Annotated in this window: 21 protein-coding genes and 1 riboswitch; of the genes, 5 read left to right on the top strand and 16 right to left on the bottom strand. The window is 62.9% G+C overall.

All coding sequences use genetic code 11. The features are described from left to right. The 16 genes from nuoN to NKH21_RS12265 form a co-directional block, all read right to left on the bottom strand. Positions 1-1,437 (bottom strand): NADH-quinone oxidoreductase subunit NuoN, encoded by a 1,437-nt coding sequence (gene nuoN / locus NKH21_RS12340; RefSeq protein ID WP_352669989.1) that lies wholly within the window; start codon positions 1,435-1,437, stop codon positions 1-3. Between the two features lie 18 nt (positions 1,438-1,455). Then, on the bottom strand, positions 1,456-2,961 hold the full coding sequence (locus NKH21_RS12335; protein ID WP_352865175.1) for an NADH-quinone oxidoreductase subunit M: 1,506 nt from the start codon (positions 2,959-2,961) through the stop codon (positions 1,456-1,458). Beyond that, positions 2,961-4,934, bottom strand: coding sequence for an NADH-quinone oxidoreductase subunit L (gene nuoL, locus NKH21_RS12330; protein ID WP_352669984.1), 1,974 nt, complete (start codon positions 4,932-4,934; stop codon positions 2,961-2,963). Before nuoL ends, NKH21_RS12335 begins: the two co-directional genes overlap by 1 nt. A gap of 10 nt (positions 4,935-4,944) precedes the next feature. Next, positions 4,945-5,253 (bottom strand): NADH-quinone oxidoreductase subunit NuoK, encoded by a 309-nt coding sequence (nuoK, locus tag NKH21_RS12325; RefSeq protein ID WP_023676620.1) that lies wholly within the window; start codon positions 5,251-5,253, stop codon positions 4,945-4,947. Position 5,254: 1 nt separating this feature from the next. Beyond that, entirely contained in the window at positions 5,255-5,875 is a 621-nt protein-coding gene (locus NKH21_RS12320) for an NADH-quinone oxidoreductase subunit J (RefSeq protein WP_352669982.1), read from the bottom strand. Positions 5,876-5,994: 119 nt separating this feature from the next. After that, positions 5,995-6,486: an NADH-quinone oxidoreductase subunit NuoI gene (nuoI, locus tag NKH21_RS12315; RefSeq protein ID WP_352745068.1), complete on the bottom strand. Its 492-nt coding sequence runs from the start codon at positions 6,484-6,486 to the stop codon at positions 5,995-5,997. Continuing rightward, a complete protein-coding gene (locus NKH21_RS12310; RefSeq protein ID WP_352865170.1) occupies positions 6,483-6,740 on the bottom strand; it encodes a hypothetical protein in 258 nt (85 codons plus the stop codon). The genes nuoI and NKH21_RS12310 overlap by 4 nt, the downstream gene beginning before the upstream one ends. After that, the gene (gene nuoH, locus NKH21_RS12305; protein ID WP_292663045.1) at positions 6,740-7,783 is read right to left on the bottom strand and encodes an NADH-quinone oxidoreductase subunit NuoH; all 1,044 of its coding nucleotides are present in this window, start codon (positions 7,781-7,783) and stop codon (positions 6,740-6,742) included. Before nuoH ends, NKH21_RS12310 begins: the two co-directional genes overlap by 1 nt. Positions 7,784-7,785: 2 nt before the next feature. After that, complete coding sequence (gene nuoG, locus NKH21_RS12300; protein WP_023676624.1) at positions 7,786-9,867, bottom strand: NADH-quinone oxidoreductase subunit NuoG; 2,082 nt, start codon at positions 9,865-9,867, stop codon at positions 7,786-7,788. Between the two features lie 74 nt (positions 9,868-9,941). Next, a complete protein-coding gene (locus NKH21_RS12295) occupies positions 9,942-10,637 on the bottom strand; it encodes a helix-hairpin-helix domain-containing protein (RefSeq protein WP_352865165.1) in 696 nt (231 codons plus the stop codon). 78 nt (positions 10,638-10,715) lie between these two features. Then, on the bottom strand, positions 10,716-12,020 hold the full coding sequence (gene nuoF / locus NKH21_RS12290; RefSeq protein WP_023676626.1) for an NADH-quinone oxidoreductase subunit NuoF: 1,305 nt from the start codon (positions 12,018-12,020) through the stop codon (positions 10,716-10,718). A gap of 10 nt (positions 12,021-12,030) precedes the next feature. Next, entirely contained in the window at positions 12,031-13,101 is a 1,071-nt protein-coding gene (gene nuoE / locus NKH21_RS12285) for an NADH-quinone oxidoreductase subunit NuoE (RefSeq protein WP_352865162.1), read from the bottom strand. After that, positions 13,102-14,292 carry an NADH-quinone oxidoreductase subunit D gene (locus tag NKH21_RS12280; RefSeq protein WP_352669969.1) on the bottom strand — a complete coding sequence of 397 codons (1,191 nt, stop codon included), beginning with the start codon at positions 14,290-14,292 and terminating at the stop codon, positions 13,102-13,104. It lies immediately after the preceding gene. Continuing rightward, positions 14,293-14,895 (bottom strand): NADH-quinone oxidoreductase subunit C, encoded by a 603-nt coding sequence (locus NKH21_RS12275; RefSeq protein ID WP_352669967.1) that lies wholly within the window; start codon positions 14,893-14,895, stop codon positions 14,293-14,295. Positions 14,896-14,900: 5 nt separating this feature from the next. Then, complete coding sequence (locus tag NKH21_RS12270; RefSeq protein WP_292664697.1) at positions 14,901-15,482, bottom strand: NuoB/complex I 20 kDa subunit family protein; 582 nt, start codon at positions 15,480-15,482, stop codon at positions 14,901-14,903. Continuing rightward, positions 15,473-15,838: an NADH-quinone oxidoreductase subunit A gene (locus tag NKH21_RS12265; RefSeq protein WP_023720750.1), complete on the bottom strand. Its 366-nt coding sequence runs from the start codon at positions 15,836-15,838 to the stop codon at positions 15,473-15,475. The genes NKH21_RS12270 and NKH21_RS12265 overlap by 10 nt, the downstream gene beginning before the upstream one ends. Before the next feature lie 335 nt (positions 15,839-16,173). On the opposite strand from NKH21_RS12265, the gene NKH21_RS12260 reads away from it, so the two are divergent. The 5 genes from NKH21_RS12260 to NKH21_RS12240 form a co-directional block, all read left to right on the top strand. After that, a complete protein-coding gene (locus NKH21_RS12260; protein WP_352865158.1) occupies positions 16,174-17,394 on the top strand; it encodes a winged helix-turn-helix domain-containing protein in 1,221 nt (406 codons plus the stop codon). A gap of 28 nt (positions 17,395-17,422) precedes the next feature. Then, a complete protein-coding gene (locus NKH21_RS12255; protein ID WP_352865155.1) occupies positions 17,423-18,118 on the top strand; it encodes a DUF6348 family protein in 696 nt (231 codons plus the stop codon). 59 nt (positions 18,119-18,177) lie between these two features. After that, positions 18,178-18,381: riboswitch (cobalamin riboswitch) on the top strand. A 38-nt stretch (positions 18,382-18,419) separates the two neighbouring features. After that, entirely contained in the window at positions 18,420-18,854 is a 435-nt protein-coding gene (locus tag NKH21_RS12250) for a DUF1636 family protein (RefSeq protein ID WP_352865152.1), read from the top strand. Beyond that, positions 18,851-19,891, top strand: a complete 1,041-nt coding sequence (cobW, locus tag NKH21_RS12245) for a cobalamin biosynthesis protein CobW (protein ID WP_352865150.1) — start codon at positions 18,851-18,853, stop codon at positions 19,889-19,891. Before NKH21_RS12250 ends, cobW begins: the two co-directional genes overlap by 4 nt. 18 nt (positions 19,892-19,909) lie before the next feature. Then, on the top strand, positions 19,910-21,521 hold a 1,612-nt coding region (locus NKH21_RS12240; protein WP_352865147.1), incomplete at its 3' end, for a cobaltochelatase subunit CobN.

Raw genomic sequence — 21,521 nt, 5'->3', positions numbered from 1 at the left:
TTAGAAGAAGGTCTTGGCCGCGGCTGCCGCGTAGGTTCCGATCGGGCCGCCGATCAGCACGTAGAACAGCACGAAGGCGCCACAGACACCGAGCACGACGCGCAGTTCGGTCGCCATCGGCACGAAGCCGCCGACCGGTTCGTCGAACCACATGATCTTGATGATGCGCAGATAATAATAGGCGCCCACCACAGAGGCGAGCACGCCGATGATCGCCAGCGCGTAGAGATTGGCATTGATGGCGGCGAGGAACACGTACCATTTCCCCCAGAAGCCGGCGAGCGGCGGGATGCCGGCCAGCGAGAACATCAGGATGGTGAGGATCGTCGCCATGATCGGATTGGTCGCCGACAGGCCGGCGAGATCGCTGATCTGCTCGACATTGCCCTCCTTGCGTCGCATGGCGAGGATGAAGGCGAAGGTGCCGAGCGTCATCACCAGGTAGATCAGCATGTAGATGGCGACGCCGCGCACGCCGTCCTGGCTGTTGGCGGCAAGGCCGACCAGTGCATAACCCATATGGCCGATGGAGGAATAGGCCATCAGCCGTTTGATGTTGGTCTGGCCGATGGCCGCAAAGGCACCGAGCGCCATCGAGGCGATCGAGATGAAGACGATGATCTGCTGCCAGTCGGCGGCGATCGGCTTGAAGGCGCCCATGGTGACGCGCACCATCAGCGCCATCGCCGCCATTTTGGGTGCCGCCGCCAGAAAAGCCGTCACCGGCGTCGGCGCGCCTTCATAGACGTCGGGCGTCCACATGTGGAACGGCACCGCCGAGATCTTGAACGCAAGGCCGGCCAGCACGAAGACCAGGCCGAAGACGAGGCCAAGCTGGCGCTCGCTGCCGCTCAACGCCGCGGCGATCTCCTGGAAGCCGGTATTGCCGGTGTAGCCGTAGACCAGCGAGATGCCGTAAAGCAGCATGCCCGACGACAGCGCGCCAAGGACGAAGTATTTCAGCCCGGCCTCGGTCGAACGCAGATTGTCGCGGTTGATCGCCGCCAGCACGTAGATCGCCAGCGACTGCAGCTCGAGGCCGAGATAGAGCCCGATCATGCCGTTGGCCGAGATCATCAGCATCATGCCGAGCGTGCAGAGCAGGATCAGCACCGGATATTCGAACTTGTCGAAACGCTCCGCCTGGGCAAAGCGGACCGACATGACCAGCGTCACCGCCGAGCCGATCAGCGCCAGCACCTTCATGAAGCGGGCGAATGGATCCTGGATGAAGGCTTCGCCATAGGCGTTGCCCTGCCCCGGCGACAAGATCAGCCAGGCGCCGGCGATCACCAGCACGGCGACTGCAAGGCCGCTCACCGTGACGGTGGTGTTGGCGCGCGAATAGGCGCCGAGCATCAACAGCGCCAAGGCGCCGATGGCGAGGATCAGCTCTGGCGTCGAGAGCGACAGGCTGGAGAGAAGGTCCGGCGTCATGGTTCGCAAAACCCCCAGTCAGTTCGCCGCCGCGGTCTGCGCGGCGCCGATGGATGCGGTGACATTGGTGACGAGCGCCTTGACCGATTCGGCCGTCGCGTCGAAGATCGGCGCCGGGTAGACGCCGAAGAAGATGACCAGCGCGACCAGCGGATAGATGATCACCTTCTCGCGCGTCGACAGGTCGAGCAGGCCTTTCAGGCTGTCCTTGGTCAGCGCGCCGAAGATCACCTTGCGATAGAGCCAGAGCGCATAGGCCGCAGACAGGATGACGCCGGTGGCGGCGAAGAACGCCACCCAGGTGTTGACCCGGAACACGCCGAGCATGGTCAGGAACTCGCCGACGAAACCGCTGGTGCCGGGCAGGCCGACATTGGCCATGGTGAAGATCATGAACACGGTTGCATATTTCGGCATGTTGTTGACCAGCCCGCCATAGGCGTCGATGTCACGCGTGTGCATGCGGTCGTAGACAACGCCGACGCAGAGGAACAGCGCGCCGGAGACCAGGCCGTGCGACAGCATCTGGAAGATCGAACCCTGGACGCCTTCCTGGTTCATGGCGAAGATGCCCATGGTAACGAAGCCCATGTGAGCGACCGACGAATAGGCGATCAGCTTCTTCATGTCCTCCTGCATCAGCGCCACCAGCGAGGTGTAGATGATGGCGACGACTGAGAGCGTGAAGATCAGCGGCGCGAACATTTCGGATGCGATCGGAAACATCGGCAGCGAAAAACGCAGGAAGCCGTACCCGCCCATCTTGAGCAGGATGGCGGCCAGGATCACCGAGCCGGCCGTCGGCGCCTCGACATGCGCGTCCGGCAGCCAGGTATGCACCGGCCACATCGGCATCTTCACCGCAAAGGAGGCGAAGAAGGCAAGCCATAGCCAGGTCTGCATATTGGCCGGGAAATTGTGCGTCAGAAGCGTCGGGATGTCGGTGGTGCCGGACTGGAAGAACATCGCCATGATGGCGAGCAGCATCAGCACCGAGCCGGCCAGCGTATAGAGGAAGAACTTGAACGAGGCATAGACGCGCCGCTTGCCGCCCCACACGCCGATGATGATGAACATCGGGATCAGCCCGGCTTCGAAGAAGACGTAGAACAAGACGATGTCGAGCGCGCAAAACACGCCGATCATCAGCGTCTCGAGCAACAGGAAGGCGATCATATAGGCCTTGACGCGCTTCTCGATCGATTCCCACGAGGCGAGGATGCAGAGCGGCATCAGGAAGGTAGTCAGGATGACGAACAGCATGGAGATGCCGTCTACGCCCATATGGTAGGAGATGCCGGAATCCAGCCAGGCAAACTTCTCGACGAACTGGAAGCCAGGCTGCGAATTGTCGAAGCCGGTCCAGATAAACAGCGAAATCACGAACGTGAACGCAGTCGTGAACAGCGCGATGGCGCGGATGTTGCGGCGCGCGTTCTCGCTGTCGTCGCGCACGAAAAGGATGAGCAGCACACCAACCAGCGGCAGGAAGGTGACCAGCGATAGGATCGGCCAGGCGGTCATCAGAGCATCATCCAGGTGACGAGTGCGGCAACGCCGATCAGCATGGCGAAGGCATAGTGATAGAGATAGCCGGTCTGCAGCTTGACGACCCGGTTGGTGACGTCGACGACGCGCGCCGAAATGCCGTCCGGCCCGAGCCCGTCGATGACGGTGCCGTCGCCGGTCTTCCACAGGAAGCTGCCGAGGCGCTTTGCCGGCCGCACGAACAGGAAGTCGTAGAGCTCGTCGAAATACCATTTGTTGAGCAGGAAGGCGTAGAGCAGGCGATGGTTGGCGGCGACGCTCCGAGGCATTTCCGGCGCGCGAATATAGAACTGCCAGGCAATCGCAAAGCCGATCAGCATGGCGATGAACGGCGACAGCTCGACCCACAACGGCACTTCGTGGATTTCGTGCAGGATGTGGTTGTCCGGCAGCGTGAACAGCGACGCCTTCCAGAATTCGGCATAGCCCTCGCCGATGAAGGCGCCGTGGAAGATCACGCCGGCGAACAGCGCGCCCGCCGCCAGGATGAACAGCGGCACCAGCATGACCGGCGGCGATTCATGGACATGGTGCATGACCTCGTGGCTGGCCCGCGGCTCGCCATGGAAGGTCATGAAGATCAGCCGCCAGGAATAGAAGGAGGTGAAGCAGGCCGCGATCACCAGCAATATAAAGGCAAACGCGGCGACCGCGTTGTGGCCGGCGAAGGCCGCTTCGATGATGGCGTCCTTGGAAAAGAAGCCCGCCGTGCCGATGATCGTGACCGGGATGCCGACACCGGTCAGCGCCAGCGTGCCGATCACCATCATCCAGTAGGTCGTCGGGATGAGCGTCCTCAGGCCGCCCATCTTGCGCATGTCCTGCTCGTCGGAGACGGCGTGGATGACCGAGCCCGAGCCGAGGAACAGCAGCGCCTTGAAGAAGGCGTGGGTGAACAGATGGAAAATCGCCGCCCCATAGGCGCCGACGCCGAGTGCCACGAACATGTAGCCGAGCTGCGAACAGGTCGAATAGGCGATGACGCGCTTGATGTCGTTCTGGACGAGACCGACGGTCGCCGCGAAGAAGGCGGTGAAGGCGCCGATGAAAGTGACCACCGTCAGTGCCGAATGCGACAGCTCGAACAGCGGCGACAGCCGCGCCAGCATGAACACCCCTGCCGTGACCATGGTCGCGGCATGGATCAGTGCCGAGACCGGCGTCGGGCCTTCCATGGCATCCGGCAGCCAGGTGTGCAGCGGCACCTGCGCCGACTTGCCCATCGCGCCCATGAACAGGAGCAGGCAGACGACCGTCATCGCAGCCTGCTTATCGAGTGCATAGCCGAGGAAGGTCAGCACGGCCGCACCTTGCGGCGCGCCTTCCGCCGGAATGAACGTCGCCGCATTGGCGAAGATGGTGCCGAGATTGACCGAGCCGAAAAGCACGAACACGCCGAATATGCCGAGCGCAAAGCCGAAATCGCCGACGCGGTTAACGATGAAGGCCTTGATCGCAGCCGCATTGGCCGACGGCTTCTTGTACCAGAAGCCGATCAGCAGATAGGAGGCAAGGCCGACGCCTTCCCAGCCGAAGAACATCTGCACGAGGTTGTCGGCCGTCACCAGCATCAGCATGGCGAAGGTAAACAGCGACAGATAGGCGAAGAAGCGCGGCCGGTCCGGGTCGTGATGCATGTAGCCGATCGAGTAGATATGGACCAGCGCCGACACCGTATTGACGACGACCAGCATCACCACCGTCAGCGTATCGATCCGCAGCGCCCACGACGCTTCGAGGCCGCCCGACTGGATCCACCGCATCACCGGCACGGTGAACACTTCGCCGCCGCCGAAGCCGACGGAGAACAAGGCGACCCACGACAGCACAGCCGCGATCACCAGGAAGCCGGATGTGATGTATTCGGAAGCCTTGGCACCGAGCGAGGTGCCGAACAGGCCGACGATCAGAAAGCCGAGCAGCGGAAGGAAGACGATGGCCTGATACATGGTGGTTCCGTCAACCCTTCATCATGTTCACGTCTTCGACCGCGATCGAGCCGCGGTTGCGGAAGAAGACGACGAGAATGGCAAGGCCGATCGCCGCTTCGGCCGCGGCCACCGTCAGCACGAACAATGCGAACACCTGGCCGACCAGATCGCCGAGCGCCGCCGAAAAGGCGACGAAATTGATGTTGACCGCAAGCAGGATCAGCTCGATCGACATCAGGATGACGATGACGTTCCTGCGGTTCAGGAAGATGCCGAACACGCCGAGCGTGAACAGGATCGCCGATACGGTCAGGTAGTGCGCGATGCCGACGACCATCTCAGACTCCTTCGCCCGTCTTGACCTTGCGGATTTCCACCCCGGTTGCCGCCGTGCGGCCGACCTGGGCGGCGATCGACTGCCGCTTGACGCCCGGCTTGTGGCGCAGCGTCAGCACGATGGCGCCAATCATCGCGACCAGCAGCACCAGCCCCGCAATCTGGAAGTAGTAGAGGTAATCCGTATAGAGGATGTCGCCGAGCGCTGCCGTGTTGGAGCGCGCGGCCAGGTCCGGAATGGGCTTGGCGACCGTCGCCGCCAGTTTCGGCGCGAATGTATAGCCGCCGAGCACGACGATCAGCTCCGCCGCCAGGATCAGCCCGACCAGCGCGCCGATCGGCGCATATTGCAGGGCGCCTTCCTTCATTTCAGCGAAATCGACGTCGAGCATCATTACGACGAACAGGAACAGCACCATGACCGCGCCGACATAGACGACGAGCAGGATCATCGCCAGGAACTCGGCGCCGGTCAGCATGAACAGGCCGGCGGCGTTGAAGAAGGTCAGGATCAGGAACAGCACCGAATGCACGGGATTACGCGCCGAAACGACCATGAACGCCGATGCCACCGCGACAAAGGCGAAGAGGTAGAAAAAGGCCGCCTCTAGTCCACTCAGCATGGGTTCCCCCGGGGTTTCCTGTCAGAACAGGACGTTCGTCCTGTTTTTTGCCACCGCCTCCGGTTGGCAAGTTGCGTGTTCCTTAAACGAGGGCCCTCGCCCCGTCCATGCGTCAAATATCAGCGGTAAGGCGCATCCAGCGAGATGTTGCGCGCCAGTTCGCGCTCCCAGCGGTCGCCATTGGCCAGAAGCCGATCCTTGTCGTAATAAAGCTCCTCGCGCGTCTCCGTCGCGAATTCGAAATTCGGCCCCTCGACGATGGCGTCGACCGGGCAGGCTTCCTGGCAGAAGCCGCAATAAATGCATTTCACCATGTCGATGTCGTAGCGCACGGTACGCCGTGTGCCGTCATTGCGGCGCGGGCCGGCTTCGATGGTGATGGCCTGTGCCGGGCAGATCGCCTCGCACAATTTGCAGGCGATGCAGCGTTCCTCGCCGTTCGGATAACGGCGCAGCGCATGCTCGCCACGAAAGCGCGGGCTGACCGGCCCCTTCTCATGCGGATAGTTGATCGTCTCCTTCGGCGCGAAGAACTGGCGCATCGACAGGAAGAAAGCGCTGACGAAATCCTGCAAAAGCAGCGACTTGGCGGCCTGAGATAGCGTACTCATTCAGCACCCCCAAATATCTGTATTGCAGCGATTGCGCCAATGAATCCGAAAAGGACAGGCATCTGGAAACGGTACATAAGCCTCGTAAGCGACGCCATTTTCTGCTTGTCCCAACCAAACACCGGAACTCGGTAGTTTGCTGCCAACCTTCGGTCCTGTTGCCGCAAGACGTAGGGCAGCACAACAATGTTGCCAAAGACCGCAACGAGCACGCCGACAACTGCACCCAGAAAACCAACGGTCAGATTGCCCATCACGCAAACCCCGTGATCTTTAGGAATGCGGCGGTGGCGACCACCATGAACAGCGAGATCGGCAGGAAGACCTTCCAGCCGAGCCGCATCAGCTGGTCGTAGCGGTAGCGTGGCACGAACGCCTTCACCATCGAGAACATGAAGAACACCAGGCAGACCTTGAGCACGAACCAGATCAGCCCCGGCACCCAGGTGAACGGCGCGAAGTTGAAGGGCGGCAGCCAGCCGCCAAGGAACAGGATGGTGGCCAGCGCGCACATCAGGACGACGGCGACATATTCGCCGAGGAAGAACAACAGGAACGGCGTCGAGGAATATTCGACCATATGGCCGGCGACGAGTTCCGATTCGGCTTCCACGAGGTCGAAGGGCGGACGGTTGGTTTCCGCCAGCGCCGAGATGAAGAAGACGATGAACATCGGGAACAGCGACAGCCAATGCCAGTCGAGGAAGGTGTTGGGCAGGCCGAGCCGGGTGCCCAACCCGTCCTGTTGCGACAAGACGATGTCGGACAGGTTGAGCGAGCCGACGCAAAGTAGCACGGTGACTATGACGAAACCGATGGAGACCTCGTAGGACACCATCTGCGCCGCCGAGCGCAGCGCGCCAAGGAACGGGTATTTCGAATTGGACGCCCAGCCGCCCATGATCACGCCATAGACCTCGAGCGAGGAGATGGCGAAGACATAGAGGATGCCGACATTGACGTTGGCGATCGCCCAGCCCTCATTGACCGGGATCACCGCCCAGGCAGAGATCGCAAGCACCGCCGACACCAAGGGCGCCAGCAGGAAAACGCCCTTGTTGGCGCCGGACGGGATCACCGGCTCCTTGAAGACGAATTTCAGCAGATCGGCGAAGGCCTGCAGCGTGCCCCACGGGCCAACGACATTCGGGCCTCGGCGCAATTGCACCGCCGCCCAGATCTTGCGGTCGGCGTAAAGCACATAGGCGACGAAGATCAACAGAACGACGATCAGCACGACCGACTTCAAAAGGATCAGCAGCGCCGGCAGCACGTAGAAGGAGAAGAAGGTGTCCATGTCTACTCCGCCGCCTGCCTGAAGCCGTTCTTCGCCAAAGCCGAGCACTCGGCCATCACCGCGGAAGCCCGCGCGATCGGGTTGGTCAGGTAGAAATCCTTGACCGGCGAGGTGAAGGTGCCCTTGTTCAGCCGCCCGCCGAGCTTGGCCACCCTGGCGATGTCGGCCGGATCGCCGGCCGCGACATGGTCGATGCGGGCAAGATGCGGGTATTCCGCATAGAGCTTAGCGCGCAGCTGCGGCAGCGAATCGAACGGCAGCTTCTTGCCGAGCACATCCGACAGAGCTCTGAGAATAGCCCAGTCCTCGCGTGCTTCGCCGGGCGCGAAGCCCGCCCGGTTGGTCTGCTGTACGCGGCCCTCGGTGTTGACGAAGGTGCCCGACTTCTCGGTATACGCTGCTCCCGGCAGGATGACGTTGGCGCGATGCGCGCCCTTGTCGCCATGCGTGCCGATATAGACGACGAAAGCGCCGCCGGTCTTGGCCATGTCGATCTCGTCGGCGCCGAGCAGGAACAGCACGTCGGTCTCGCCCAGCATGCCGGCGACGTTCCTGCCGCCCTCGCCCGGCACGAAGCCGACATCGAGGCCGCCGACGCGCGCCGCCGCGGTGTGCAGCACGGCAAAACCGTTCCAGTCGGCCCTTGCGGCATTGACGGCGACGGCGAGCTTCGCCGCCTGGCCAAGCACGGCCGCGCCGTCCGGACGCGCCAGCGCACCCTGTCCGACGATGATCAGCGGATGCGTCGCCTTCTTCAGCAGCTGGAAGAATTTGCCGTTGCCGTCGGCCAGATCCTTCAGCGATTCCGGCCCGGCGCCGAGCTGCTCGTAATCATAGCGCGTATCGCCGACATCGCCGATAACGCCGACCGGCAGATTGCCGGCCCGCCAGCGCTTGCGGATGCGAGCGTTGAGCAAGGACGCCTCGAAGCGCGGATTGGCGCCGATGATCAGCACCGCATCGGCCTGTTCGATGCCTTCGATGGTCGGGTTGAACACATAACTCGCCCGGCCGAGCGACGGATCGAGTGCGGCACCGTCCTGGCGGCAGTCGGTGTTCTTCGAGCCGAGCGAAGCCATCAGAAGCTTCAGCGCGTAGATCTCCTCGACGGCGGCAAGATCGCCGGCAATGGCACCGATCTTTTCGGGTGCGGCATTCGACACCGCTTCCTTGATCGCGGCAAAAGCCTCCGCCCAGCTTGCCGGGGCCAGTCTGCCGTCCTTGCGCACATAGGGGCGGTCGAGGCGCTGCGTGCGCAAGCCGTCCCAGATGAAGCGGGTCTTGTCGGAAATCCATTCCTCGTTCACCGCCTCGTTGGTACGCGGCAGGATGCGCATCACTTCGCGGCCCCGGCTATCGACGCGGATCGCCGAGCCGACGGCGTCCATCACGTCGATGGATTCTGTCTTGGTCAGTTCCCAAGGCCGTGCCTGGAACGCATAGGGTTTGGAGGTCAGCGCGCCGACCGGGCAAAGGTCGATGACATTGCCCTGCAGCTCCGAAGTCATCGCGCTTTCGAGATAGGTGGTGATCTCGGCATCCTCGCCGCGGCCGATCAGACCAAGCTCCGATATGCCGGCAATCTCGGTGGTAAAGCGGACGCAGCGCGTGCAATGGATGCAGCGGTTCATGATCGTCTTGACCAGCGGCCCGATATACTTGTCTTCGACCGCCCGCTTGTTCTCGTGGTAGCGCGAGGAATCGACGCCGAACGCCATCGCCTGGTCCTGCAGGTCGCACTCGCCGCCCTGGTCGCAGATCGGGCAATCCAGCGGATGGTTGATCAGAAGGAATTCCATCACGCCTTCCCTGGCCTTCTTGACCATCGGCGTGTTGGTGAAGATTTCCGGCGGCTCGCCGTTCGGGCCCGGGCGCAGGTCGCGCACGCCCATGGCGCAGGACGCCTGCGGTTTGGGCGGCCCGCCCTTGACCTCGATCAGGCACATGCGGCAATTGCCGGCGATCGACAGCCGCTCGTGGAAGCAGAAGCGCGGCACTTCCGCGCCGGCGTCCTCGGCCGCCTGCAGCAGCGTGTAATGGTCGGGTACAGTGATCTCTTTCCCGTCGACCTTGAGCTTTGCCATTTCGCCTCAAACCCCTGCGGACGTTCCGCAATCTTTCCTTCCGGGCGCAGCCGAGACCGCGCACGACATTGAATTCACTTTTTGGCCCCGGCCAACGCGGCCGCCTGACCGATCCAGCCGTCACGGCCGATGCGGCCCTTCAACGACAGGTAATCTTCGACCCAGGCGATCTCTTGCGGCGTCCACGCGGCAATCTGGGCGTATGTCCAGATGCCAAGGCCGTTCAGCACCTTTTCCAGTTTCGGCCCGATGCCCGATATCGCCTTGAGGTCGGCCGGCTCGGTTGGCCGGTCCATCGGCTTGGGCTGCTTGAAATCCTCCGGCATCAGCCCGGCCGACGCATCCGCTGCAACGGTGCTCGCATTCGCTAGGCTCCGCGCCGCACTGCTCGTCGCAATGTCGGTCACGTCGTTGGCGAAGGACTGCGCCTCGGCAATCAGGGTTTTGGTGGCTGCGCGCGCCTTTGTCGAGGAGCTTTTGCCGGTCGCAGAAAAGCGGTCAGTTCGGGCCTCGGAATCCTCGGCAACCGGCTGCCAAAGCCGCTGCGAGGTCTCGGCCGCGCCTGAAAGCACGCCCATCCAGATACCAAAGGCGTGGTTGGCGAGGCCGATGCCGAGTGCCGTCATCGCCGCCGCGCCCGCGACAGGATGCGCCAGGAGATTGACGGCATTGGCCATCTCCTTGGGCATCATCCTGGTCAGATCCTGGTTCATCTTCAACAACGGGTCCATTTCGGGCGTAAAATCGTCGGGTGTCGAAAACAGCGACATAGGTGGTCTCCTGGTCGTTTCCGTCTGCCCCGCGCTCGTTTCCTCGTTTCGGACATTCGCCCGCATTTTTGAATTCTTCTATTCCGCCGCAGCCAGCACCGGTTCGGCGCGGTGTGCGTTGCGCGAAAACTCGTCGATGCGCCGCTCCACCTCGCCGCGGAAATGCCGCATCAGGCCCTGGATCGGCCATGCCGCGGCATCGCCCAGCGCACAGATCGTGTGGCCCTCGACCTGCTTGGTCACGTCGAGCAGCATGTCGATCTCGCGCTTCTGCGCCTCGCCGCGCACCAGCCGTTCCATCACCCGCCACATCCAGCCGGTGCCCTCACGGCAGGGCGTGCACTGGCCGCAGCTTTCGTGCTTGTAGAAATAGGACAGCCGCGCGATCGCTTTCACGATATCGGTGGATTTGTCCATGACGATGACAGCTGCCGTGCCGAGGCCCGATTTCAGGTCGCGCAGCGCATCGAAATCCATCGGCGCGTCGATGATCTGCTCGGCCGGCACCAGCGGCACCGAGGCGCCGCCGGGAATGACCGCCAGCAGATTGTCCCAGCCGCCGCGAATGCCGCCGCAATGCGTCTCGATCAGTTCGCGGAACGGGATCGACATCGCCTCTTCGACGGTGCACGGATTGTTGACGTGGCCGGAGATGCAGAACAGCTTGGTGCCGACATTGTTGGGCCGGCCGAAGGACGAGAACCAGGCGGCACCGCGGCGCAGGATGGTCGGCGCGACCGCGATCGACTCGACATTATTGACTGTCGTCGGGCAGCCATAGAGGCCGACATTGGCCGGAAATGGCGGCTTCAGCCGCGGCTGGCCCTTCTTGCCCTCGAGGCTTTCGAGCAGCGCCGTTTCCTCGCCGCAGATATAGGCGCCGGCGCCGTGGTGCATGTAGATATCGAAATCATAGCCGGACGTGTTGTTCTTGCCGATCAGCTTGGCCGCATAGGCCTCGTCGATGGCGCGTTGCAGTGCCTCGCGCTCGCGGATGAACTCGCCGCGCACATAGATGTAGGCGGCGACCGCGCCCATGGCGAAGCCGGCAAGCAGGCAGCCTTCGACCAGCGTGTGCGGGTCGTGGCGCAGTATGTCGCGGTCCTTGCAGGTGCCGGGCTCGGATTCGTCGGCGTTGACGACGAGATAGCTCGGCCGGCCGTCGCTTTGCTTGGGCATGAACGACCATTTCAGCCCGGTCGGGAAACCGGCGCCGCCGCGGCCGCGCAGGCCCGAAGCCTTCATCTCGTTGACGATCCACTCGCGCCCCTTGGCAACGATGCCGGGCGTGTTGTCCCAGGCGCCGCGCGCCATGGCGCCCGCCAGCGACTTGTCGAAGCGGCCGTAGATGTTGTTGAAGATGCGGTCTCTGTCCTGAAGCATTGCTCGTTCCTCAGACCGGCTTCTTGCCGGTCGGCCGGCTCCTGTTTCCGGGCGACGGCTTGGTCGCCTTGGCGGCAGCCTTCGCCGGTTTGACCTTGGCCTCCGGCGCCTTGAAAGCAGACGCCGGCTCGGCCTTGTTCTTGGGCCCTTTGCGCTGTTTCGAGACGTCCTCGACCTGCGGCTCGGCCTTGTTGGCATTGGCGGCCGAATGCAGCGGCGCTGCAACGCTCGCCGCCTTCTCCGCCGCGGGCGCGACTTTTGTCGCCGACGGCGATTTCAGCGCCGGGCTCGTCTCGACCGCATCGGTTTTCGGCTTGCTGGCATTCGAGGGCGCAACCGGCGCCGGCGCGGCAGGAGCGGCTGGCAGGGCCGGCGCCGCGGGTGCTGCGGCGGCAGCCGCCGGCGCCGTTTCCTTGGCGGCCTTGGTCGCCGCCCTGGTTTCCCGGTCGCGGGTCGCCTTTAGGATCGCCTTTTCGCTCTTGAGGGTCGTCAGGCCGCTGGCCGGCTCGGAGGTGACGCGGCCGTTTTGCGGCCCTGGCGTCACCGAAGCACCCTTGCCGGTGTCATAGAGGTCAATGATCTCGGCAAGCCGCTCCGGCGTCAAATCCTCATAGGTGTCCTTGAATATCATCACCATCGGTGCGTTGACGCAGGCGCCGAGGCACTCGACCTCCTCCCACGACAGCGTGCCCTTGTCGTTGGTGTGGAACTGGTCGTGATGGATCTTCGAGCGGCACACATCCATCAGCGCCTCCGAGCCGCCCAGCATGCAGGGCGTGGTGCCGCAGACCTGGATATGGGCGCGAGTGCCGACCGGATTGAGCTGGTATTGCGTATAGAAGGTGGCGACTTCCAGCCCGCGAATATAGGGCATGCCGAGCATGTCGGAGATCGTCTCGATCGCCGCCTTGGTCACCCAGCCTTCCTGCTCCTGCGCCAGCATGAGCAAGGGGATAATCGCGGATTGCTCGCGCCCCTTCGGATATTTCTTGATCCACTGCTTCGCCGCTGCCGCATTCGCCCGGTTGAAGGCGAAGGAGGCTGGCTGGAGGCTGGCTTCTGCGAGACGGCGGACTGACATTTAGCGATCGACCTCACCAAACACGATGTCGAGGGAGCCGAGAACGGCGGTGACGTCGGCCAGCATGTGGCCGCGGCACAAAAAGTCCATGGCTTGCAGATGCGCGAAGCCGGGCGCGCGCAGCTTGCAGCGATAGGGCTTGTTGGAGCCGTCGGAGACGAGATAGACGCCAAATTCGCCCTTCGGCGCCTCGACGGCTGCATAGACCTCGCCGGCCGGCACGCGGTAGCCTTCGGTGTAGAGCTTGAAGTGATGGATCAGCGCTTCCATCGAGCGCTTCATCGCCTGGCGCTTCGGCGGCACCACCTTGCCGTCGAGGTTGGACACCGGCCCGCTGCCCTCTTTGCCGAGCAACAGGTCGACGCACTGGCGCATGATTTTCGCCGACTGCCGCATCTCTTCCATGCGCACCAGATAACGGTCGAAACAGTCGCCGTTCTTGCCGATCGGAATGTCGAAATCCAGCTCGGCATAGCATTCGTAGGGCTGCGATTTACGCAGATCCCACGGCGCACCCGAGCCGCGCACCATGACGCCGGAAAAACCCCAAGCCCAGGCGTCCGCCAAGGAGACGGTGGCAATGTCGACATTGCGCTGCTTGAAGATACGGTTACCGGTCAAAAGCGCGTCGAGATCGTCGACCGACTTCAGGAACGGATCGATCCACTTGCCGATGTCCTCGATCAGCTTCTGCGGCAGGTCCTGATGGACGCCGCCCGGCCGGAAATAGGCGGCGTGCATGCGCGAGCCAGAGGCGCGCTCGTAAAACACCATCAGCTTTTCGCGCTCGACGAAACCCCACAGCGGCGGCGTCAGCGCGCCGACATCCATCGCCTGCGTCGTCACATTGAGGATGTGCGACATGATGCGGCCGATCTCGGAGTAGAGAACTCGAATAAGTTGCCCGCGCTTCGGCACCTCGATACCGAGCAGCCGCTCGGCGGCAAGCGCAAAGGCATGCTCCTGGTTCATTGGCGCGCAATAGTCGAGCCGGTCGAGATAAGGCACGGCCTGCAGATAAGTCTTGTGCTCGATCAGCTTTTCCGTGCCGCGATGCAAAAGCCCGATATGCGGATCGACGCGATCGACGACTTCGCCGTCCAGCTCAAGAACCAGCCTCAAAACACCATGCGCTGCAGGATGTTGAGGGCCGAAATTGATGTTAAAATTGCGGACGGAGGTTTCAGCCATTTACTGCTTTGCCTTCTCATCCCCGGGCAGCACGTAATCCGTGCCTTCCCAAGGGGACAGAAAATCGAAATTGCGGAATTCCTGCTTGAGCTCGACCGGCTCGTAGATGACGCGCTTGGCTTCGTCGTCGTAGCGCACCTCGACGAAGCCGGTCAGCGGAAAATCCTTGCGCAGCGGATGGCCCTCGAAGCCGTAGTCGGTCAGGATTCTGCGCAGATCGGGATGGCCCGAAAACAGCACGCCGTAGAGATCATAAGTCTCGCGCTCGAACCAGTCGGCGCCGGGATAAATGCCGGTGATCGACGGCACCAGCGTCTCTTCGTCGGCCTGGACCTTGATGCGGACGCGGATATTCTGTCTCGGCGACAGCAAATGATAGACGACGTCGAAGCGCTTTGCCCGCGACGGGTAATCGGCGCCGCAGACGTCGATGATCGAGATGAACTGGCATTTCGGGTCGTCGCGCAGGAAGGTCACCACCTCGATCAGGTCGCGCGGCTCGACCGAGATGGTGAGTTCGCCATAGGCGAGCACCGCCTCGCCGATCCGGCCGGTCAGCTTCTCGCCGAGATAGGTCGAGAGATCGTTCAACGCCTGGGTCATGCCGCTCACCGTTCGATCGTGCCGGTGCGGCGGATCTTCTTCTGCAGCAGAAGGATGCCGTAGAGCAGTGCTTCGGCGCTCGGCGGACAGCCGGGCACGTAGATGTCGACCGGCACGATGCGGTCGCAGCCGCGCACCACCGAATAGGAATAATGATAATAGCCGCCGCCATTGGCGCAGGAGCCCATCGAGATGACGTAGCGCGGCTCCGGCATCTGGTCGTAGACCTTGCGCAGCGCCGGCGCCATCTTGTTGGTCAGCGTTCCGGCGACGATCATGATATCGGACTGGCGCGGAGACGCGCGCGGCGCGACACCGAACCTCTCCGAGTCATAGCGCGGCATCGAGGTGTGGATCATCTCGACGGCGCAGCAGGCGAGACCGAACGTCATGAACATCAACGAGCCGCTGCGCGCCCAGGTGATCAGCGCCTCGGTCGAGGTGACGAGAAAGCCCTTGTCAGCGAGCTCGTTGTTGATCTCCAGGAAGAACGGATCATCCTCCCCTACCGGCCTGCCGGTGTTGGGGTCGATGAGGCCCTTGGGCTTCGGCGCGACGAGCGTGCCGGAATTGTCGCTCAATCCCATTCCAGCGCTCCTTTCTTCCATTCATAGGCAAAGCCGATGGTCAGCACCGCCAAAAACACCATCATCGACCAGAAACCGAGCATGCCGATCTGACTGAACGACACCGCCCAAGGAAACAGGAAGGCCACCTCCAGGTCGAAGATGATGAACAGGATCGACACCAGGTAGAAGCGGATATCGAACTTCATGCGGGCGTCGTCGAACGAGTTGAAGCCGCACTCATAGGCCGAAAGCTTTTCCGGATCGGGGTTGCGGTAGGCCACCAGGAAGGGTGCGGCGAGCAGCGCCAGCCCGACCACCAGCGCCACGCCGATGAACAGGACTATGGGCAGGTACGAACCTAAAAGTGCGTTCATGCTGCAGTTTCCGTTGGCGGCCAATCCACTCTGATTACAGCACCGGACCCACTTGCGGAAGCGTGACAGTTTAACCACTGAACCGTTTTAAGGGGGCTCTATGCTGCAACGCGGCGAGGGTTAGCGCAGCGCTTTCGGCGAAGCAAGTCAAACCTTGTTCAAATCGCGGTGCTGGGCGGCATATCCGGCAAAACTGGTCCGATCCGCTCCTGTTTGATTTCTTTCACTTTTCACTCCACTTTTCTCTCCTGACATGGATGCCGCCAAAACCCTGCTAGCATGGCACGGAATCGCAGGTTCTCTGCTCTGTCCAGCATCATCAGGATACCGCGTTGATGAAGGAAAAAATCTCGCTTCGCATGGCCCGTCGCATCGCGCTGGCGGCACAGGGATTCAACGACCCCCGCCCCGCCGGTACGCCCGACCGCAGGCATCTGGCCCGCGTGCTTGCCCGTACCGGCCTGCTGCAGATCGATTCCGTCAGCGCCGTGGTGCGCGCCCACTATATGCCGCTCTATTCGCGGCTTGGCCCCTACAAGCTGGCGCTGCTCGACGACGCTGCCGTAACGCGCAAGCGCATGGTCTTCGAATATTGGGCGCACGAAGCCTCGTTCCTGCCGGTCGAGACCTATCCGCTGATGCGCTGGCGCATGCAGCGGGCCGAGCGCGGCGACGAAATGTACAGCGGACTGGCCAAATGGGGCCGCGAGCACCCCGCCTATATCGAGGAGATCTATCGCCAGGTCGTCGATCACGGCCCGATCGCCGCTTCAGCCCTCGAAGGCCAAAAGGGCAATGGTGGCTGGTGGGGCTGGAGCCATGCCAAGCACGCCTTCGAATGGCTGTTCTGGGCCGGCCGTATCACCACAGCGCATCGCCGCGGCTTCGAGCGGTTCTACGATCTGCCGGAGCGCGTACTGCCGCCGGCGGTACTCACTCTGCCGGTTCCCTGCCCCGAGGATGCGCACCGCGAATTGCTGCGTATCTCCGCCCGCGCCCACGGCGTCGCCACGGCAGGCGATCTGCGCGACTATTTCCGCCTCTCGCCCGCCGATATCAAGGGCCGCCTCGAGGAGCTGGTCGAGGCCGGCGAGCTGTTACCGGTGAGCGTCGAAGGCTGGAACAAGCCGGCCTATCTCCACAAGGACGCCCGTTTGCCGCGCAGGATCGAGGCGCGCGCCTTGCTCGCGCCGTTCGATCCCGTCGTCTTCGAGCGGTCGCGCACCGAGCGGTTGTTCGACTTCCACTACCGCATCGAGATCTACACGCCGGCCGAAAAGCGCCAGTATGGCTATTATGTGCTGCCGTTCCTGCTCGGCGACAGCATCGTCGGGCGCGTCGACCTCAGGGCCGACCGTCCGGCCGGCGTATTGCGCGTCCATGCCGCCTATGCGGAGCCCGGCGCCCCGCCGCAAACTGCCGCCGAACTCTTCGAGGAATTGAAGCAGATGCAGGGCTGGCTCGGGCTTGAGCGCATCGAGGTGACGGCTGCCGGTGATCTTGGGCCGGCGCTGGCCAGTCAGATAGATGGCCAACCCCCACAGCGTCTGTCATAGACGCTCCAAGAAACCTGGTAGGTTTGTAATGGCATCGCACGAAGTGCTCGACATGATCCATGGTGCGCTGATTGCACATGGAATAGATGCAATACGTAGAGAGCAGGACGTCACGCTCCAGTCGAGGCAACTTCGGTTTGAGGCTGAGGTGTTCGAGACGGGTTCTAACGGTCGGCTCGTTCTTGAAATCTACATATTCTCTCCGCTGCTTGATGTTCAGCCGGTCATTGAATCATTTGCTGGCTTCGGCGACACGCGCGAAGAAGAATTGAATCAGGCGTTTGAAAAATTTATCCGTGGTGTTTTCCACGTGGCCATTGAGGGGCTGGCTGATCATGTCTGCGACGACATACAGGCCGAGGTAGAGATTTGGCAGCGAAGCAGCGCCCGTTGGAACATCTGGCGCAACAATGCCCGTTGGAAAATCTATGGCGGACCCGTCATTTCCCAAGCCACTACCGAGCTATGCTCGCTAAGCCGAGGCTATCCAGCATTCTATGCCAAGCTGGAAAAGCTGTTCACAGCTTCGGTACCCCCCGGAGGCCATTTTGTACGGACCTTTCTGGCAGGCTTGAACGGCACGCTTATTAGTGGCGAAGTCCTTCTGGACAACGCGGTTTGGCAAGAAGGTCAAAATCTGGCGATCAGTCATGATTGGGACTATGGCGATGGCTATCAAGCAATCCGGCAAGTTATCCTGGCACTGCCGGAAGGCGGGACATGACAGCCTTTGGCCGACATTGCCGCGTCGTAGACGTGCGTTGACACGACTGCCTCCACAAGCCTAAATCCATTCCAGACGGTCCCCTGCCCGCAACGGCAGGGGCCAAGAGGGAATGCGGTGCGAAATCTCGATTTCAAATCCGCGGCTGTCCCCGCAACTGTAAGCGACGAGCCAAGGCCGAAAACCACTGGGATATTCCCGGGAAGGCGGCACCCAGGCGATGACGCGCGAGCCAGGAGACCTGCCGTCTAGGACATAAGAATCCGATCGCCTGGCGGGTTTTCCGGGCAAGGAGCCTGATTTGGAACGCGACAGCAGTTTCCCGGCTGAGACAGCGGATTTATTGTCCGGCCATGGTGATTCCCCGGCCGGCGTTACCGTCATCGTCTGCTCGTCCTGCCGTGACGAGACCGGTTCGGACGCTCGTCCGCGCGCCGGCGAACTGCTCGCCGAGGACACGCGCCGCGCCGCTTCCAGCGAAAACATTAAAATCCGCACCGTCGAATGCCTCGGCAATTGCAAGCGCCGGCTCAGCGCCGCGATTTTGCGCGACGGCTGCTGGAGCTACGTCTTCGGCGACCTGACCGCGACCAGCGGCGCCGATCTCGTGACCGGCGCAAAGCTGTTCGCCACCTCGACGGATGGGCTCATTCCGTGGCGCGGCCGTCCCGATTGCCTGAAGCGCGGCCTGGTTGCCCGCATCCCTCCCCTTGACCTTTTGAAGGACCTGATATGACCACTGCCTCCCTTTCGCGCGTTCCCTGCACCGTCGTTACCGGCTTTCTCGGCGCCGGCAAGACGACGTTGATCCGCCATTTGCTCGAAAACGCCGGGGGCAAGCGGCTGGCCATCATCGTCAACGAGTTCGGCGACATCGGCATCGACGGCGAGATCCTGAAGGGCTGCGGCATCGACAGCTGCCCCGACGAAAACATCGTCGAGCTGGCCAATGGCTGCATCTGTTGCACAGTGGCCGACGATTTCGTCCCGGCGCTCGACCAGATCCTGTCGCTGACGCCGAGGGTCGACCACATCCTGATCGAAACATCCGGCCTCGCTTTGCCCAAGCCGCTGGTCCAGGCCTTCCAGTGGCCGTCGGTGAAAAGCCGCGTGACGGTCGACGGCGTCATCGCCGTGGTCGACGGACCGGCGCTGGCTGATGGCCGCGTCGCCAACGACATGGACGCCCTGCAGGCGCAGCGCGCGCAGGACGAGACGCTCGAACACGACGATCCGGTCGAGGAAGTATTCGAGGACCAGCTCGCTTGCGCCGACCTGATTATCCTGTCGAAGAGCGACCTGATGGACGCAGCCGGCTCGGCCCGCGCCAATGCCGTCATCGGCAAGCATGTTGCGCGGGCGGTGAAGATCGTGCCGACTTCGCAAGGCAAGGTCGACCCGTCGGTGCTGCTCGGCCTCGGCCTCGCCGTCGAGGACGACATCGAGAACCGCAAGACCCACCACGACGACGAGCTCGACCACGAGCATGACGATTTTGACTCGTTCGTCATCGACATCGCGTCCGTGTCCAACCCGGACGAGCTCGCACGACGCGTCGCCACGGCGGCGGAGGAGGAAAACGTGTTGCGCGTCAAGGGTTTCGTCGAAGTCGGCGGCAAGCCGATGCGGCTCCTGCTGCAGGCCGTCGGTCCGCGCGTCAACCACTATTACGATCGCGCCTGGACCGCCGAAGACGATCGCCGCTCGCGCCTTGTCGTCATCGGCCTGAAGGGGCTGAACCGCCCGGCGATCGAGCGTATCCTCGCCGGCTGACCCCAGGTACGAGCCGCGATGCACATCCTCACCACCACATCCGCCTCGCTCGACGATCTCGCCGAGCCTGTCGATCTCAGGCAAACGCCTGCGGATGTCGTGGCGCTGTCCTTCACCGACAGCGACCTGGCCGGGCTGGCGACGGCGTGGAAGGCAGATGCGCACCACCTGCCATCGATGCGGCTCGCCGCCTTGCGCGACCTGCGCCATCCGATGTCCGTCGATCTCTGGATTGACAGCGTCGCCCGCCACGCCAAGGTCATTCTGGTCCGCATCCTCGGCGGCTATGACTGGTGGCGCTATGGCTGCGATCAGCTCGCCGTTATCGCGCGAAATCGCGGTATCAAGCTCGCGCTCCTACCAGGCGAGAGCCACGACGAGGACTTGCGACTGATCGAAGGCTCGACGCTGCCGCGCGAGGAGTTGGACAGCTTGCTCGACTATTTCCGCGAAGGCGGTCCGGCAAATATGGCGGCGCTGGTGCAGAGGTTGGCAAGTCTCGCTGGATCGGGTGTGGCGGTCGCTGAACCGGTCAGCGTGCCAAAGGCGGGATTTTACGAGCCGGGACTGGGGGTCGTAGAACGCGGCGTCCCCCTCCCCCTTGAGGGGAGGGTCCGGCCGCAGGCCGGGGGTGGGGTCCTCTCCGAAGCGCGCCAACACTTTGAAGCGCACCAACAGGAAACGTCGAGCACTGCCGCGACGACCCCACCCGGCCCTTCGGGCCACCCTCCCCTCGAGGGGGAGGGGGACGTCGTGCCAATTCTGTTCTACCGCTCGATGCTGCTCGCCGCCGATGTCGCGCCGATCGACGCGCTTTTCGAAGCCCTGCGCCAACGCGGCATCACCCCCGTCCCCATCTTCGTCTCCAGCCTGAAGGACCCAACATCCCTCGCCTTTGTCGAAACTGCGCTTGCAACCCTGAAGCCTGCCGCCATCATCACCACCACTGCTTTCGCCTCCGGGGCCGAGCCTGGCATCGAAACCCTCTTCGACCGCGCCGGCGTACCGGTGTTCCAGGTCATCGTCGCGACCACCCGCCGCGACATCTGGCAACGTAACCAGCGCGGCCTGGCGCCCGCCGACCTTGCCATGCATGTCGTCCTGCCCGAGCTCGACGGCCGCATCCTGGCCGGCGCCATTTCCTTCAAGGATGAAAGCGAAACCGATCCCGCATTGGCCTTTCGCGCCTTCGCCAACCGGCCTGAGCCCGCCCGCGTGGCGCAAGTGGCGAACCGTGTCGAGGCCTTCGTGCGCCTGCAGCGGACGCCCCGCGCGGAACGCAAGCTGGCCATCCTGATCCCCGACTATCCGAGCGCCCCCGGTCGCACCGGCTACGCAGTCGGCCTCGACGTGCCGTCCAGCGTGCTGGCAATGCTGCATGACCTGAGGGAACAGGGCTACGCCGTTGAGGGGATTCCGCAAACGCCGCGCGAGTTGCTGGAGAGGTTAGAGCGCGGTGATAACGGGTTGACCTTGCACGATTACATCGCATTTTCGGCAGAATTGCCGACGGCGGCAATTGCTGCGGTGGAGGCGGCATGGGGTAAGGCGGAAGATGAGACAGGTTCGCGCGAGGCACCCCCCTCTGTTGGGGCCGGCCGGGGGGGGGGGGCCGACGGGGGGGGGTTTT

The sequence above is a fragment of the Mesorhizobium sp. M1329 genome (genome assembly GCF_040318035.1).
Lineage (GTDB): Bacteria > Pseudomonadota > Alphaproteobacteria > Rhizobiales > Rhizobiaceae > Mesorhizobium.
Note: the sequence above shows the minus strand (reverse complement) of the source record. Positions and strands in the feature narration are given on the sequence as shown.